General features: G+C 67.9%; 12 protein-coding genes. 10 read left to right on the top strand and 2 right to left on the bottom strand.

Annotated elements, in window-relative coordinates:
* The first annotated feature begins 46 nt into the window (after positions 1-46).
* From WMF46_RS10190 to WMF46_RS10150, 9 genes are all read left to right on the top strand, one after another.
* On the top strand, positions 47-841 hold the full coding sequence (locus WMF46_RS10190; protein ID WP_437985434.1) for an OmpA family protein: 795 nt from the start codon (positions 47-49) through the stop codon (positions 839-841).
* A gap of 14 nt (positions 842-855) precedes the next feature.
* Positions 856-2136 carry a glycosyltransferase gene (locus tag WMF46_RS10185; RefSeq protein ID WP_437985433.1) on the top strand — a complete coding sequence of 427 codons (1281 nt, stop codon included), beginning with the start codon at positions 856-858 and terminating at the stop codon, positions 2134-2136.
* A 132-nt stretch (positions 2137-2268) separates the two neighbouring features.
* Positions 2269-3780: a cytochrome P450 gene (locus tag WMF46_RS10180; protein WP_437985432.1), complete on the top strand. Its 1512-nt coding sequence runs from the start codon at positions 2269-2271 to the stop codon at positions 3778-3780.
* A 942-nt stretch (positions 3781-4722) separates the two neighbouring features.
* The gene (locus tag WMF46_RS10175) at positions 4723-5250 is read left to right on the top strand and encodes a hypothetical protein (RefSeq protein ID WP_437985431.1); all 528 of its coding nucleotides are present in this window, start codon (positions 4723-4725) and stop codon (positions 5248-5250) included.
* Between the two features lie 197 nt (positions 5251-5447).
* On the top strand, positions 5448-6917 hold the full coding sequence (locus tag WMF46_RS10170) for a hypothetical protein (protein ID WP_437985430.1): 1470 nt from the start codon (positions 5448-5450) through the stop codon (positions 6915-6917).
* Between the two features lie 361 nt (positions 6918-7278).
* Positions 7279-9156, top strand: a complete 1878-nt coding sequence (locus tag WMF46_RS10165; protein ID WP_437985429.1) for a DUF262 domain-containing protein — start codon at positions 7279-7281, stop codon at positions 9154-9156.
* Between the two features lie 163 nt (positions 9157-9319).
* Positions 9320-9547 carry a cytochrome P450 gene (locus tag WMF46_RS10160; protein WP_437985428.1) on the top strand — a complete coding sequence of 76 codons (228 nt, stop codon included), beginning with the start codon at positions 9320-9322 and terminating at the stop codon, positions 9545-9547.
* 240 nt (positions 9548-9787) lie between these two features.
* On the top strand, positions 9788-11422 hold the full coding sequence (locus tag WMF46_RS10155; protein ID WP_437985427.1) for a hypothetical protein: 1635 nt from the start codon (positions 9788-9790) through the stop codon (positions 11420-11422).
* A gap of 632 nt (positions 11423-12054) precedes the next feature.
* Entirely contained in the window at positions 12055-12717 is a 663-nt protein-coding gene (locus WMF46_RS10150) for a hypothetical protein (protein ID WP_437985426.1), read from the top strand.
* 85 nt (positions 12718-12802) lie between these two features.
* Here the strand turns inward: WMF46_RS10150 and WMF46_RS10145 are convergent, their stop codons facing one another.
* Complete coding sequence (locus tag WMF46_RS10145; protein ID WP_437985425.1) at positions 12803-13468, bottom strand: hypothetical protein; 666 nt, start codon at positions 13466-13468, stop codon at positions 12803-12805.
* A gap of 670 nt (positions 13469-14138) precedes the next feature.
* Here WMF46_RS10145 and WMF46_RS10140 point away from each other — a divergent pair.
* Complete coding sequence (locus WMF46_RS10140) at positions 14139-14531, top strand: hypothetical protein (protein ID WP_437985424.1); 393 nt, start codon at positions 14139-14141, stop codon at positions 14529-14531.
* A 257-nt stretch (positions 14532-14788) separates the two neighbouring features.
* On the opposite strand, the gene WMF46_RS10135 is transcribed toward WMF46_RS10140, so the two are convergent.
* A complete protein-coding gene (locus tag WMF46_RS10135; RefSeq protein WP_437985423.1) occupies positions 14789-15838 on the bottom strand; it encodes an SEL1-like repeat protein in 1050 nt (349 codons plus the stop codon).
* Positions 15839-17034: the final 1196 nt, after the last annotated feature.

Raw genomic sequence — 17034 nt, 5'->3', positions numbered from 1 at the left:
GGACGTCTTCCCGCATTTCCCTCACCCTCCAGAGATGGGGATCCCCATGCGCCATGCCCCGGCCGTGCTCCTCGCCGCCTCCCTGCTCGCCCCCGCCGCCGCGCGCGCCGACGGCCCCTCACCCGCGCCCTCACCACCACGAAGCGCCCAGGCGAGGCCGCCCGCGCTCGAGGTGACGATCGACAGGTCCAAGGTGGACGTCAAGGGCCGCCAGATCGAGGTGAAGCTGTCGCGCGCCGCCAGCAAGGTGCGCATCAAGGTCCTCGGGCAGTCGGGCGCGGTCCTGGCCGAAGAGGAGAAGCCCTTCGGCGGGGCCGCCGCCGGCTCGCCGCTCGCCGTGACCTGGTCGCCCTCGAGCGACGAGCCCGTCGCGCGCATCGAGGTGTACGGCTACGACACCGAGGGGTACTGGGCGGGCATCGCGATCATCCCCTGGAACGTGAGCATCCCCCACGAAGAAGTGCAGTTCGAGACCAACTCCGACGTCATCCGCGCCCCCGAGGTGCCCAAGCTGGAGGCGAGCCTCCAGAAGATCTCGGAGGTCGTGGCGAAGACCAGCGAGCTCGGCAAGATCACGCTGTTCATCGTCGGCCACACGGACACCGTCGGCAGCGCGGAGCACAACCTCGCCCTGTCGCGGAAGCGCGCCCGCGCGATCGCCGCCTGGTTCAAGGGCCGCGGCGTGAAGCTCCCCATCGCCTTCGAGGGGCTCGGCGAGTCGGCGCCGCTCGTCAAGACCGCGGACCAGGTGGACGAGCCGCGCAACCGCCGGGTCGACTACATCCTGTCGGTCGAGCCGCCGCGGCTCCCGTCGGGCGACGCGTCCTGGAAGGCGCTCTGAGGCGAGGCGGCCCTGTGAAGACCACCGTCCTCGCCCTCGGCAGCCGCGGAGATGTCCAGCCCGCGATCGCGCTCGGCAAGGCGCTCGCGGCCCGCGGCCACGCAATCAGCGTCCTCGCCGGCAAGAGCTTCCAGCCCTGGATCGAGGCGCACGGGCTCGCCGCCATCCCGGCGAGCGTGGACTCGGTCGACATCATGGAGAGCGACCTCGGCAAAGAGTGGGTGTCGCGGGGCACGAACCCCATGGCCCAGTCGCGGATCCTGCAGCGGATCATCGACCGCTTCGGCGCGGAGATGGCCGACGACGCCCTGCGCGCCTGCGAGGGCGCCGAGCTCATCCTGAGCAGCTTCACCTCGGACACGTACGCGGCCTCCATCGCCGAGGCCTCCGGCGCGGTGCAGGTCAGCATGCCGCTCCAGCCCTCCATCCTGGCGACGCGCCACGGGCCGACCGCGCTCGCCGCGCCCGTCCCGCGCCGCGACAGCGTGCTCAACCTCCTGTTCGGCAAGCTCCTGATCGAGCCGACGGTGTGGCGCTGGTACGGCGGCGTGACGGCCCGCGTGCGGCAGAGGCTCGGCCTGCCGCCGCAGGATCGGCGAACGTACATGGCCGCGCTGCGCCGCATGCTGGTCGTCCACGGCTACAGCGCCCACGTCGTTCCGCACCCGCCGGACTGGCCGCCCAGCTACCACACGACGGGCTACTGGTTCCTCGACGAGGGCGAAGAGTACAGGCCGCCCGAGTCCCTCGAGCGGTTCCTCGCGGCGGGCGAGCCGCCGATCGCCCTCGGCTTCGGCAGCATGACGTCCCACGATCCCGGCGCCACGACGAGGCTCCTCGTCGACGCGGTCGCGCGGAGCGGCCAGCGCGCCATCCTGCTCTCCGGCTGGGCCGGGCTCGGCGACATCGCGCTGCCCGACACGATCCTCCGGATCGACGCCGCGCCGCACGACTGGCTCTATCCGCGCGTCGCCGCGGCGGTGATCCACGGCGGCGCGGGCACCGTGGCCGCGTGCCTGCGCGCCGGGCGGCCCGCGGTGGTCGTCCCGCACCTCGCGGACCAGCTCTTCTGGGGGCGCCGCGTCGAGGAGCTCCGCGTCGGCCCGCGCGCCATCCCGCGGCCGCGCCTCACCGCCGACGCGCTCGCGGCCGCGATCCGGACCGCCGCGACCGACGCCGGCATGAAGCAGCGCGCCGAGGAGCTCGGACGCAAGATCCGCGGCGAGGACGGCGTGACGGCGGCGATAGGCCACATCGAGCGGCACCTCGCGGCGCGCGGTCGCGTGACAGCGTAGGAATACAACGTCCGAGGACATCGCCCCTCGGGCGCTCGCGCCGTCGCTTGGGCCTCGCGCGTCCACACTGTGGGCGGTGAGGGCGCGCTGCGAAGAAGCTTTTCCAAAGTCTCGTCGCCGGGATCCGGGCTCATGTACTCTCGTCCGATCCGCGCAGCGGGCGCCCTGTCCGCCGAGCGGCTCGGATACTGCCGCTCGATCGGATACGCCCCTTCCCTTGGCGAGGCCATGATGCAGCCGGATCTTCTCTCCAGCACACCCGCCCGCGCCACCGCCGGCACCGCCCCCCGCGCGAGCGCGCCGCCGTCGGCGCACGGCTTTCCGCTCGTCGGCGTGCTCCCGCACCTGCTGAAGGATCGGCTCGATTACCTCGTCTCGGCGAGAGAGCAGCTCGGCGATCTGTACACGATCGATCTCGGGCTCGCGCGGATCGTCGCGCTGAACCACCCGAGGCACGCGCAGCACGTCCTGCGCGACAACGCGCGCAACTACCGCAAGGGAGGCGCGATATGGGAGAGCATCCGCGCGCTCATCGGCAATGGGCTGCCCACGAGCGAGGGTGACCTCTGGCTGCGGCAGCGGCGGATGATCCAGCCGGAGTTCCACAGGGACCGGCTCGCCGCGATGTGCGACCTCATGGTGCAGGCGATCGACGACGGCATGGCCGGCTTCGGCGTGGCCGCCGCCGCGGGGCGCCCTGTCAACGCCGAGCGGGAGCTCCCGCACATCACGATGAAGGTCATCCTCAACACCATGTTTGGCTCGGGGATCACCAAAGAGGAGGCGGACGCCGTCGGCGGCTCGATGAAGTACGCGATCGACTACATGATCTTCGGGGCCGCGCTCCGGGCGCTGCCGAGCTGGATGCCGGCCCCCGGGCGGCGCCGCTTCGAGCGGTCGGTGAAGACGATCGATGAGAACGTGTTTCGCTTCATCGCGCAGCGCCGCGCGCAGCCGGGGCGGGGCGGCGATCTGCTCTCGATCCTCCTCGCCACGGTGGACGCCGAGACCGGCGAGCAGATGTCCAACCAGCAGCTGCGGGACGAGGCGGTGTCGATGTTCCTCGCGGGGTACGAGACGACCTCGGTCACCCTCGCGTGGGCGCTCCACTTCCTCGTCGAGAACCCCGACCTCCTGGAGGCGGTAGCGGCAGAGGTCGACGCGGCGCTCGGCGACAGGCGGCCCGCCTTCGCGGACGTCCCCAGGCTGCCGCTCGCGCTCGCGGTCGTGCAGGAGGCGCTCCGGATCTACCCGCCGGCATACTGGATACCTCGCACCGCGGTCGAGGACGACGAGATCGACGGCTTCCACATCCCCGCAGGCACCCTGGTGGGCATCATGAGTTATGTCCTGCACCGGCACCCGGACCACTGGGAAGCCCCGATGCGGTTCGACCCGGGCCGGTTCACGCCCGAGCGCGCGCGCGCCCGGCACCCGCTCGCGTTCATCCCGTTCGGGATCGGACAGCGGCAATGCATCGGCAAGGAGTTCGCGCTCATGGAAGGGCAGCTCATCCTCGCCCGGCTCCTCCAGCGCTACCGGGTCAGCGCGGTGCCGGGGCGGACGACGCGGCTGCACGTCGCGACCACGCTGCGCACGTCCGGCGGCGTGTGGCTCCGGCTGGAGCCGCGCGCGGGCAGGTGAGAGGATCGAGGATCACGGCCGCCCTGTCTGCCTCTGCGGCTGGAGCGTACGTGATCCTCGTCAAGGCAGCCTGCACACCTAGGGCAGCTTGGCGTCGCAGGGCATGTCGTTCCACTGCCCGCCCTCTACGGGCCCTTCGGTCCGAGATTGTGAACGGACTGCTAGATGTCCCGCAACCTCCTGATGAGGCGGCCGCGCCGTGTCATGCAGGCGCGATGCGGCACGACGCCTACGCCTCTGGCTGCGCGTACGCCGCGCCCCCTCCCTCCAGGCGCCCCCGGCCCCCGGAAAAGCGCCGACAGCCACCGGTGTTAGACCGATCTACCCCATGGCGCTGGACAGCATTTCGGCCTTGCGGCGTAGAACCGATCCATGAGATTTTCCGTGGGGGGAGGTCACAAAAGGCGACCATCTAGACAGATCTGGTCCGGCAGTTTCGGTTGACCAATCGACTGATAGTTGGACCGACGACCATGCCGAAAGCTCGCGTCGCGCTGCGCCTGGGTTCTGCACACCGCGCTCCGCCGAGCGAAGGCGAGAACGTTCCGGCCACCATCCTGACCTGGTGTTGACGCTCACGATAGATGATGGGTGGAGGCCACTTTTCGCTCAGGCAGGATGATGGCGCGCTCACGCGCGCGATGGCCATCGCCCATCCGGTGCCCGGAGCCCCCGCCGGAGGCTCCGTCCGCCCATCGCCCGTGCGACTCGGCCGCCGGGGCGCGGAAGGGCGCGTCAAGGGCGGCGCAGCCGCCGAGCCCTGCGAGGGAACCCTTGACGCGTCCGAGCACCCCGGCACGCTCAGGACGCGATGGGCCGACCATCACGCCTCTGACCGACGCTCGCTCACCAGCGCGATGGCCATCAGCCAGCCCGAGCGGGAGAGCATCAACCAGCCTGACTCTCAACACCTGGGCACACACTGAACAGTGAGATGGGAACATGACTGACGACGTGCTGCTTGTGTTTGCCGAGACGATTTCTCACCTGATGGTGGCACGCGAAAAGCTCACCGGACACGGGTCGAGGAGTTACGACGAGCTGATTGCGCTTGCGATTCGAAAAGTTGATGAAGTAGCACCGGTGAACGTCTCAGGGGCCGCACACGCCAAGGCTCGCGAACTCGGTCTTGAGAAGGATCTCAGGCAATATTGCTGGTTCTGCCAACCGCAAAAGCGCGGAATGAAGGACAATGGCCGCACTATCTTTCATTGGGAGCACTACACGACCGTTGACGAGATGGCCCGTGAAGTTCACCTGCTCGGAGAGAATCCGACTCCTCACGACGTACTGACCGTCCTCCGCCGCGCGAAGATTGTGTGGATTCTCAAATCCGAGAACGTCGAGTTGGACAAGTCCGGAGTTCGGAGTCGGCGGATGGATCCAGTTGCTGCGTACAAGGACGCCCGCATCGAACTGATGCACGATTGGGACGATTGCAGGAGGATTCCATGCGAGTGGCACGGGTGACGCCTGCTCTGGTTGGGCGTGGGTGGCCCTTCCTCTCTCCGGAATCCTCTGCCCAGGGCTCGAAATCCACCCCGGTGCGGTCCAACAACCCGGTGCAACCGACCGTGCGGGCAGCCTCGCTTCGCTCGGCGGCCCGCACGACGGCTGACCGGCTAGCCGTTGGGCGGAAGTAGGCACCAAGAACAGCAAGCACACGGATGAAGCGGATCACAAAGCAGGAGGGAACGACTCCGTCAGAGCGATACCTCAAGTCGCTCTGCGAGCGCTCCTTTCTCAGCTTGTGGAGCTATCCGAACGTCTACCGCGATCAGGGTCGGCGCGGAGGCATTGGAGCCGGCAAGGAACTTTGCGATTTGCTCGTAGTGTTCGACGACACGATCATCATATTTTCTGACAAATCTTGCACTTTTCCGAACTCCGGTTCAATCGATGTGGATTGGCGCAGATGGTACCAGCGCTCCGTCGAGAAGTCGGCAGACCAGGTCTATGGGGCTGAACGCTGGATCAGAGACTACCCTGACCGTATCTTCCTCGACAAGCAGTGTACCGAACCTTTTCCTCTCGAATTGCCGACGCCCGCCAGCATGAAGCTTCACCGCATCGTAGTCGCACTTGGCGCGGGCGGGCGCTGTCGGGAGGCACACCACAGCGCTAGTGGGAGCTTGCTGTTCTGCCCAGAGGTTTCTTCGCCAACCAGTCCGACCAGTGGAGCCCTTCCCAGCAGGCCGTTTGTTGTTGGCAACGCGCTGTCGAGAAATGGCATCATCCACGTCTTCGATGACACAACATTGGATACCATTCTCACCGAGCTTGACACGATTTCTGACTTTACGCACTATCTTCGAACGAAGGAACAGCTCCTTCTTGAGGACCACATTGCCTTCGTAGCTGGCGAAGAGAATCTCCTCGCATACTACTTGGCGCACCCGGGGAGAGACGGATACCACTCGATTCCAGCGAACAATGAGCAACCGCTCCTTATCGGTGGCGAACTCTGGCCGAAGTACGCAGGCTCCTCGCACTACCACGAACGCAAAGATGCCATCCGTCACAGCTACCTATGGGATCAAACGATCGAGATGCTCAGCTCGAACGTTCTTGGAGGCACGACCGTACACATCCGCGGTAGAAGCCGAGGTACCATAGCGCACGAAAGGCGCATACGAGCACTCGCTCGATCGAATCGGAGGGTGCGAGGCGCGCTGGCACTTTTCGTAGCACAGTGCCTCAAGACTGCGTCGTCCGTGCATACCACTATTCGGACCGCGATTGTCCCCGCCCAACCTGACACCGGGTACGTCCTCGTGCTCGCTCCTCGCGAGAATAATGAGAGCTATCTAGCGTACCGGTCACGGCGTTCTTGGACACTTTCTTCGCACTGCATCGTATTTAAGTATCATCAGAGGCATCTACGCCACGTAGTTGGCATTGCAACGGAATACGAGAACTCGGAGGGGCACTCCGAGGAGGTCTGCTACATCGATGGCGTGCAATGGTGCGCGGAGGACGATGCCATGGCAGAGCGCTTTATCCAAGAGGATAACGTGCGCATCGGGGCCACCTCGCGTCCCATCGAGCTGCTGCGTGACGATGCCGCGGATGCAGCTTCGGCCGCTCGGAGAGATCGAAATCAGAGGAAGGCTCGGCGCAACAGGAATACCAAATGAGCCGACGTGACCGCATGCCCACACGGAAGACGCCGCCCAACAAAAAAACTGGGACTGACAATCGGGCCGCGCCCGGCCGCGGCACAATTTTGCGCTCGGAAGTCCACGCCGCGCGTGCCGAGCATCGGAGACTGCGTATTGATGTGGATATCACGCGTCGCCGGAGCGAGACTCTCCTGTGTCGCTCGACATGAATGGAGTGGACCCCGTCCGCGATCTCGGGTATAATATGACCCGCGCATCGACCGGCTGGCTCCCGGTTCCACCAGCCGATCGGAAACGCGTAGCCAGGGTTGCGGGGCGCCCCGCGCCGGGCTCATGGAGCAGACGCAAATCCCCTCTCGCCTGGAGAGCACCGCCGATGAAAGCCAACGCCGTCCCGCTGCTCGCCATCTTCGAGAAGAAGATGCGCCTTGAGGTTCCGCTCTTCCAGCGGCAATATGTCTGGAGCCAAGACGACCAGTGGGTGTTCCTCTGGGAGGACATCTGCCGGAAGTTCACCGAGTACCTCGAGGGGAGGAAGGACGCGCCGGTCCACTTCCTCGGGGCCATGGTGCTCGACCAGAAGCAGACGCCGACCACGCACGTCGAGAAGCGGCAGGTCATCGACGGGCAGCAGCGGCTCACGACGCTGCAGATCTTTCTCGCGGCCTTCCGTGACCTGTGCCGCGAGAGCACGTGCGAGGAACTGGCCAAGGAGTGCGATTCCTTCACCCTGAACAAGGGAATGATGGCCGAGCCCGACGCCGACCGGTTCAAAGTTTGGCCTACCCTGCTCGATCGTCAGCAGTTCAAGGACGTTATCGGCGCGGGCTCCCGCGCTGCGCTTGAGGAGAAGCACCCGCGGCAACGGCGCAAGTACCAGCGGCACGACGACCCGCGGCCGCGCATGGTCGAGGCTTATCTGTATTTCCACGATCAGCTGCGCGAATTCTTCTTCGGGACAGAGGGGGAGCCGCCGATCGCCGCCGATCAACCGCTCGCGGTGCGGGTGGAGGAGTGTTTCCAGGCCCTCAAGAACGCGCTGCAGGTGGTCGTGATCGACCTCGAGGGTGGGGACGACGCGCAGGTTATCTTCGAGACGCTGAACGCCCGCGGGGAGCCGCTCCTGCCCGCCGATCTGCTGCGGAACTTCATCTTCCTACGGGCAGCGCGCCAGGGCGAGTCGCAGGAGGTGCTCTACGAGGAGTATTGGCGCAGGTTCGACGACGACTTTTGGCGCCAGGAGGTCAAGCAGGGGCGCCTGCTCCGGCCGCGCAGCGACCTTTTCATGCAGCACTTCCTGGCCAGCCGCCGGACCGCGGATATCCCTATCACGCACCTCTTCGTCGAGTACAAGTTCTGGATCGAGCGGAAGAGGCCCTACGCCACAGTGCGCGAAGAGCTGGCGACGCTGGCTCGCCAGGGTGACGACTTCCGGCGGATCATTGATCCGAAGAAGGACGACATCCTCTTCCCGCTGACGTCGTTCCTCGACGCGTTCGACATCCGTACCGCTTATCCGCTGCTGCTCCACCTCCTCGATGCCCGGACGACCGATATGCACTGGCGTCAGCTCACCGTCCTGCTCGAGTCGTATCTGTTGCGACGGGCGGTGTGCGGCCTAAACACCAAGAACTACAACCGTGTCTTCCTTACGCTGACCCGGGGCTTGCGGCGGGATGGGACCACGCCGGAAAACGTTCGCAAGCACCTGGCCGAGCTCTCCGGGGAGTCCACTGGGTGGCCGTCCGATGAGGAGTTCCGGGCGGCATGGCAGGAGCGCGCCACATACCAGACGTTGGCCCAGCCCCGGGTTGTACACATCTTCCGGCGCCTGAGTGACGCGTTGCTGAGCAACAAGAGTGAACGAATCAGCGTCGAGGGACCGCTTACCATCGAGCACATCCTCCCGCAAAGCTGGATCGAACACTGGCCCCTGGCAGATGGGACCGCGGGGATGACCTCCGATGAGCTCGTCAGTAGCGATGCAACTGATCCTCGGGCCGTCGCGACCCGCCGCAGAAGCGCCGCGATTCACACCCTCGGAAACCTGACTATCCTCACGCAGGCGTTGAACTCGACAGTCTCGAACAGCGCATGGAAGGTTAAGAAATCGGAACTACTGGTCTCCTCGTTGCTGCCGATCAATCAGCAACTGCATACGTTCGCCACCTGGGACGAGTCCAGCATCGAGGTGCGCGGCAGGGCGCTGTTCGACGTAGCGCTGAAGCTATGGCCGGGTCCCACAGCAGCGTAGCGTTCATTCGGACAGCCGTAGGCAGCGACGCCCATGCCGTGCGAGGAGATAAGAGCTGACGGGTGGATGACCGGCGACTTGTTCCCAGCCTCGCTCGTCCTGTTCCCGAGCAACCCGCTCCCTCCGACGGCGCCGGACAGCACCTTCGAGCAGGAAGCCCGGCATGCCGCCATCACGGGCTTCGACGTCGGCCATCCCGTTCGGGATCGGGCAGCGGCAGTGCATCGGCAAGGAGTTCGCGCTCATGGAAGGGCAGCTCATCCTCGCCCGGCTCCTCCAGCGCTACCGGGTCAGCGCGGTGCCAGGGCGCACGACGCGGCTGCACGTCGCGACCACGCTGCGCACGTCCGGCGGCGTGTGGCTCCGGCTGGAGCCGCGCGCGGGCAGATGAGATGACCGAGGTGCGCGGCCAGCTCGGCCGCGGCGACCGGCGCCGTCGCCTGCACCGCCTCCGCAGGCTTGCTGCAGGCAGACAGCCCCACGGAGGAGAGCAGCTCCGCAACGCAGGCTTCAAAGGAAAGGGCAGGCGCATGGACCTGCTCGCGTGCAACGGCGCCACGCCGGACAAGGTAAGCCGATTCCCCTTCGCGGTCCGGAGGGCTACATCCCCGTGAGGCCGAAGGCGTAACGCATGGCGGTGTGGCCCACAGCGCCTTCTCCGCCGCCGAACCAGGCTGACCTCGATCGCGTGCTCGATGAGGCCACGGCGGCGTGGCTCGTCCGCGACAAGCAGCGCTGGATCCGCGTCAGTCGCTCCGAACTCGGCTCGCTCCGCCAGCTGCTCCGCCTGCGCAAGAGCGCGCGCGCTGGCCTCGCGGCCTGCGCACGCCGGGTGACCCTCACGTTCGAACGTGCCTGTCGACCGTCTGGCACGCTCTGGATCGAAGGGAATTGCACCGTGCGGCTGCTCTCGTGGAGTGAGTTCGCCGATGTGGAGGAGCCTGCGATGCTCGCGGCGTGGCTCGCGGCGCACGGTGTCGACAAGCCGCTGCGAGCGCTGGAGCGGAGTTGCGCTCCCGAGATCGCCTCTGTGCTGAGCACCTGGCGTGCCGCCGCGCCGCCGGAGCTCCGCCGGTACGTGGATGCGTTCTGGCAGGAGGGGCGTGCCGTGCTCGACGCCGAGGCGTATGGCGCGGCCCTGGAAGCTTTACGCGCAGCCCGAGGCGAGCCGGCCGAGATGGCCTGGGCGCTCGGTGCCTGGTACGGCGCGCGGCGCGGTCGCTGGGACGAGCCGTATGCCTTCGAGGCGGTGCCTGAGGCGATGCTTCGCAGCCTCGATGCCCACGTGGTGTTCGAGGCAGCGCTCGCGGGTGTGCCCGCCGCGGCGCGCACAGGGATCACGAGATTCTTGGTCGAACAGATCACCTGGCGCGCGCGATGGGGGATCGAGCAGCGTATGCCGCTGGAGGTGCGCGAGGCGCTCCTGGCCGCGGCTCGGGACTCCGGCGCTCAGGAGAACATCGTTCGCGCCAGGCGCCTGTTGTTCGGCGAGGGCGATCTCGCCCCACCGGGAACCGAGCTTGTCGCGGCGTCGTCGGGCGGGCGATTCAATCGCCTTTGCACGGATGGTGCCCGCGCATTCGGCATCGATGGTCATGAGCTCGCGCGGCTGGAGAGAGGCCATGGCACCACCGAGCTGACCAGGCTGCTCGCCCCCGGGAGCCCGCTCGCCGCTCGCGAGGGCAGCCTGTTCTTTCTCCGGCGCAGCGGCGTACACAGCATCTCGGTGGAAGGCGGAGAGGACCGCTCCCGCCTCGGCCCGCTCTTCAACTGGCCATCCCGCCGCCTGCGCCGCGCCCTCTCGCGCTTCACGGAAGCGCGCGACGGGGCGCTCGCCCGCCTCGTCCCGAACGACGCCGACCTGCTCCCGCTCGACCCCGGCTACGACGCCTGCGACGCCTACGAGGCGTTCGGCGGCCCGCTGCCGGCCGCGCTGCGGCTGCGCTCGTTCTGGGGCTGCGACGTTCCGCGCGGGCTCCTGCACGAGGCACCGAAGCGCGGCGCTCCCCGGAACGTCGCGCTCGGCGGCCGCCCTGTCTGGCTGGGCGCGACCAGCACGGGCGTGCTCGTCGTCGTGGCGCGCGATGACAATCAGGTCGCCGTCCTTGCGGTCGACGAAAGCGGCCCGGCCCGCTCGCTGGGCGCGTTCCGCGGCCGGGCGGACGACGTACTCGCCGCGCTATGCGTGGGCGGCGAGGCGTGGCTCCGCCTCGCGGCGCCGCTCGGCGACATCATCGTGGCGCTGGAGGGAGCCGCCGGCGCATAACACCACTGCGGGTCGCATCTACTACGGCACGATGAGCGGCACGCCGAACAACCCAACGGTGCACGGCGGAAAGTACGTGCCCACAACGCCGAAGTGATAGCCCTATGCCTGTATGGCCCATCCTACCTTCGCCGCCTCCGCAGCAAGCGGATGTGGACCGCGCCCTCGGCAGCGCGACGGCGGCGTGGCTCGTCGCGAACGATCGCCGCCGCGTTCGCGTCCCTCGTTCCGAGCTCGACGCGCTTCGCCCTCTGCTTCGCCTTCGCGGGAATACGCCTCCGCACGGCGAGGGCGCAGCTCTGGAAGAGGACACGCTGGGGCCGGTCACGGTGGAGCTCGAGCGCCATGGGCGGCCAATCGCCGCGCTGCGCGTGGGTGCTGACCTATCGATCCAGCTTGCGTGGGATACCGCCGCGCACGTGGACGCGCCTGCCGCGCTCCGCGCCTGGCTCACCGGGCACGGTGTAGCCGCACCGCGCCCCGAGCCAGGACGCGGCCAAGCGCCCGCAGGCTTGGCCTCAGGAGGTGCGCTCGTTCCTCCGGGGACAACCCTCGTTGCCGCAACGTCGTCGTCCTATCGCCGCCTTTGCACGGATGGCAGCCGGGTTTTTGCCATCGACGGCTGGAGGCTCGTGCGGCTGAAGAAGGATCACGGGGTCCTCGAGGTGCGCCCGGTCTTCAGGCCAGACACACCTATCGCGATCCGCAATCGCGCGGTGCTCTTGCTCGACCCGAGCGGCAGGTGCTGCATAGTGACGGAAGAGGGTGAGTCTCGCCCAGACCTGCGACCGCTCTGTGGCCTGCCGGCGTTACGCCTTCGCCATGCGCTGCCACGCTTCACGGAGGCGCGCGACGCGGCGCTCGCCCGCCTCGTCCCGAACGACGCCGACCTGCTCCCTCTCGACCCCGGTTACGACGCCTGCGCCGCCTACGAGGCGTTCGGCGGCCCGCTGCCGGCCGCGCTGCGGCTGCGCTCGTTCTGGGGCTGCGACGTTCCGCGCGGGCTCCTGCACGAGGTGCCGAAGCGCGGCGCTCCCCGGAACGTCGCGCTCGGCGGCCGCCCTGTCTGGCTGGGCGCGACCGAACCGGGTGTGCTCGTCGTCGTGGCGCGCGCTGACAACGAGGTGGCCGTGCTCGCGGTCGACGAGGGCCGCCCGGCCCGCTCGCTGGGCGCGTTCCGCGGCCGGGCGGACGACGTGCTCGCCGCGCTGCGCGTGGGCGGCGAGGCGTGGCTCCACCTCGCTGCGCCGCTCGGCGACATCGTCGTGGCGCTGGAGGGTGCCGCCGGCGCATGACACCACCGCAGGGGCACCTCTACTGCGGCACGATGAGCGGCACACCGAACAACCCGACGGTGCACCGCGGGCCGGCACCGGGGCGTCAGCGCCCCGCGCGCCGGCGACGATCGATGAGCGCGGTCACGATCGGGAACAGCGGCAGCGCCATCAGCACGTAGAACCCCGGCTCATCGAACGCGGGCCCCCGCGGCCGGTAGATGCCGCCGCTGAGTAGACACGTCGCGAGGTACGCCACCAGGATGGCCGCCCCGCACAGGCTCCACAGCCGCAGGTCGATCGGCGCGGGTGACGAGGCACGCGCGGCCCGCGGCGTGGCGTCCGGCGCGTCGAGGACGCCGCGCCACCGCTCAATGTCCCACAGCGCCAGCCCGACCAGGCCCGCGAACATCAGCGTGACGACCGTCGCCGTCGGGACGACCGCCGTGCTCCAGCAGAACGCCAGGATCGCGCCCGTCACCGGCAGCGCCATGAACGCGCCGACCGTCGCGAACCGCTGCGTCATGAGCAGCGTCGCGGCCACCAGCTGGACCACGCCCACGAACGTGTAGAAGTGCCCGGTCGCGTGGAACGCGTGCAAGAACTCGTGGAACGGGCCGCGATTGCCCGGATCCGTGAACGGCTCGCCGAGGATCTTCTTCAGCCCCGCCGGCAGGAACGCGAAGCCGATCAGGATGCGCAGGTTCACCACGGCAAGGTGCGCCCACCGGCGCTGCCGGAGCCAGGCGACCATCGCCTCGATGCTGTCCATCACGGAGTCCACGGGCCGCGCAGTGTAGCCGCGCCGCGCGCGCCGCGGATCTGAAACCGTGGAGCTCTCGGCCGTGTCAAGCCCCGCAGGGACGGCGCCGGGCGAGCCGTCTATCGCGCATCAGGTCCTCCGGGCTCGCTCGCCTCATGAGCATGAATACGCCCCTCATCCGAGCACAAACGCTGCACGCTTGCGGGTAAAAGAAGAGGAGCAGAGAAGAGAGAGGAGCGGCGAGGTGACGATCAGGGTGCGCGATGGACTAGGGGGTTGCTGCGCAGCAGCCGTGATGTTGGCGCTGGGTCAGGCGGGCGCGATGGAACCGCCTCCCGGTTCCGCGCCGCAGATCTCGCCGGCACCACCGTCTCGGCCTGCGGCGGCGGACTCGACCACGGCGCCGCCGGTCGTCGTGCCGCCGGCTGCTGGCGCCGCCCCGCCCGCGCCGCTCGCGCAGCCTGCGGGCGAGGCGGGGGGCGTACCATCTCAGCCTCCGTCCGGCGTGAGGAGCATGCCACAGGCGGGAGACCCGCCGCCCGGGTACGCCCCGCCGCCCGACGGCTGGCGCGCTGGCCCACGGCAGCCCGGGAATCACGGCCCGGGCACAAAGGGCACGTCGCGACTCGCCTGGTATGGCTGGAAGCACGTCATCGTGCTCGGCGGGAGTCTCCTGCTCGTGCCCGTCGCCCTCGCCGCCGAGACCCCGGAGATCCTCGTGGTGAGCCTCAGCGGCATGATGGTCGGCGGCCCGATCATCCATGGCGGTCACGACAATTCCGGCAAGGCCTTGGCCAGCCTCGGCTTCAACATCGGGGGCACGTTGGTCGGCGGCCTGATCGGAGCGGAGACCGCCGGCAAGGCCGATGAAGGTGATTGGGTCGATCCTTCGGTCATCGCCGCGATCCTCGGCGGCAGCCTCGGCCTGCTCGCGGCCAACATCGTCGATATCGCCGTCCTCCCGTACGAGGAAAGCGACCCGGAGAGCCATCGTTCCACCCGCATCCGGCTCGAGCCCCAGATCGGCTTCGCGCCCGGCGGCGTCACCTTCGGCCTCGGCGGCACCTTCTGAGTCGCGAGCCGCTCGGTGTGCCAACGTCGGGTGAGACAGGCTCCCCCTGGAAATCTGTGGTGAGAGGGCGGAGAATGGACCTGACCCGTGCCGAAGCCTTCCCATCTCCGATCCGTCGATCCTACCCCCGCCCCAGCGACGCAGGGCGCTGCCCGTTCCTGCGCTACGACCCCTCGACGACGACCGACACCGACTCAGGTGAGCTCTGACAGTCACGATTCGACTGGCAGGACGCCCGCAGGCTGCGGGGCGGCGGTCTACCTCCGCGCCGCGCAGGCCTTCGACTCGCCCAAGGCGCAGCCGCGAGCATATAAGCTCGCTGCGCGTGGAGCGTCCCGGCGCACGCCGATGCCACGCTCGAAGAAAAGGCCGAGGTTGAAGCAACCCGTGGCGTAACCCGCTTCGCAGGCTTTGTCGTAGAGAGCCGCCGCGCGTGCTTCATCCTTGCCGACTCCGCGGCCTGCCGCGACCATAACGCCAAGGTTGAAGCAGCCCTTGGCCTCTCCGCCGTTGCAGGCTTTGTCGTAGAGAGCCGCCGCGCGCGCTTCGTCCTTGCCCACCCCACGGCCTTCGTGGAACGTGTGGCCGAGGTTAGAGCAGCCCACGGCGTCACCCGCGTCGCAGGCTTTCTCGTAGAGGGCCGCCGCGCGCGCTTCGTCCTTACCCACCCCACGGCCTGCCGCGAACATAACGCCGAGGTTGGAGCAGGCCCCGGCCTCTCCGCCGTTACAGGCTTTGTCGTAGAAGGCCGCCGCGCGCGCTTCGTCCTTGCCCACCCCACGGCCTGCCGCGAACATAACGCCGACGTTGAAGCAGCCCATGGCCTCTCCGCCGCTGCAGGCTCTGTCGTAGAGGGCTACCGCGCGTGCTTCGTCCTTGCCCACCCCACGGCCTGCCGCGAATATAATGCCAAGGTTAAAGCAGCCCGCGGCCTCTCCGCCGTTACAGGCTTTGTCGTAGAGGGCCACCGCGCGCGCTTCGTCCTTGCCCACCCCACGGCCTGCCGCGAACATAACGCCGAGGTTGAAGCAGCCACTGGCCTCTCCGCCGTTGCAGGCTTTGTCGTACAGAGCCACCGCGCGCGCTTCGTCCTTGCCCACCCCACGGCCTGCCGCGAACATGATGCCGAGCTTATTGCAGCCATCGGCGTAATCCGCGTCGCAGGCCTTGTCGTAGAGAGCCACCGCGCGCGCTTCGTCCTTGCCCACCCCACGGCCTTCCGCGAACATAACGCCAAGGTTGGAGCAGCCCCTGGCGTTACCCGCGTCGCAGGCCTTGCTGTAGCGGGCGGCTTCCTCGTTCTCCACGCCGGGACCGGTGCGCGCGGGCGAGCTCCCGGATGCGCTCTGCGTGATGGGTGCGCTCGCGAGGTTCTGCACGGGCGCACACGCGGTGAGCGATAGCCCCGCCACGAGCCGGATGGCCCCCCACCACGTCGACGTCACCCCGCGCGCGCCGTTTCGCCTCGATGGGTAAGTACCTATCCACCGAGCGCTTTCCCATCTCGGCGCAGGCCCGTCGCCCGACGCAGCGGTCCTCGCGGTGGCCTCACCGCGCCTGCATAAGGTTCTATCCGTGCCGATCGACATGACAAAAGCCTTCCTTCGGAGAGAAGAAGATTCAAACGACTCGAAAATGTCAAGTCGCAACTGCGCGACCTTCCGCGGGTTGACATTCTTTTCTACGACCCGCCCGTCAGGCAGGCGGCCTGCGCACGACGGGCGCACGGTTGTGCGACGTCGGCGGCGAGGCTGCGTGCCGGCGCCAATGCGCGCAGCGCTCTCCGTCGCCAGCGTCGCTCGGCTCGCCGCCGGTCGAGCGCTCGACGACCGCCGTCGGTCGTGGGCCGATCTACCCCAGGGCGCTGGACAGCATGCGAGCCTTGCGGCACAGAACCGATTCGTGAGATTTTCCGTGCTGGGAGGCCACGAAAGGCAACGAACCGGTGGACTGTTCGACAGATCTTTCAACATCATCCGCGGTGGCCGGTCGAACCCGCACACCGGGCGGCGAGCCGCGATCGGACGGCTCTGCTCCACGACCATGTTGAACGACTTACCGAACGGTCCACTGGACAGACCTCGTCCTGCGGCTTCGGACGACCAATCAACCGATAGTTAGACAAACTAACCAACCTGCGCAAGAAGACGACACAAGCACCGCTACTCGTGACACTCCTGTTGCACGCCGGCTGTGCCCGAAATGGTCCGTCGCCGCTGCCCCACGGCTCTGCAGCGCGATCGCCGGCCCCCGCCCAAGAGATATCAAATAGCAGCTTATCTGCATCGAGACAGCCAAGCTCGCCAAGCGCTGCTGCGCAAGACGTTGTCAGCCTGCACATCACCGCTGTCGCGAGCAGCCCCGGCTCCCACGCGCTCCGACTTCGCGAACGAGCGTTGGTATGGCTCAAGGCGCCAGGGTGCGCTGCTGCTGGTATCACGCCGTCACTTTCGCAAGACAGCACGGAATTGACGAAAATCGAGGAAGAGCGCACGATCGAGCT

Origin of the sequence: Sorangium sp. So ce117 (assembly GCF_051524395.1) — a bacterium.
Classification (GTDB): Bacteria; Myxococcota_A; Polyangia; order Polyangiales; family Polyangiaceae; genus Sorangium; species Sorangium cellulosum_B.
The sequence above is the reverse complement of the archived record's forward strand: the minus strand, read 5'-3'. Positions and strand labels throughout refer to the sequence as shown.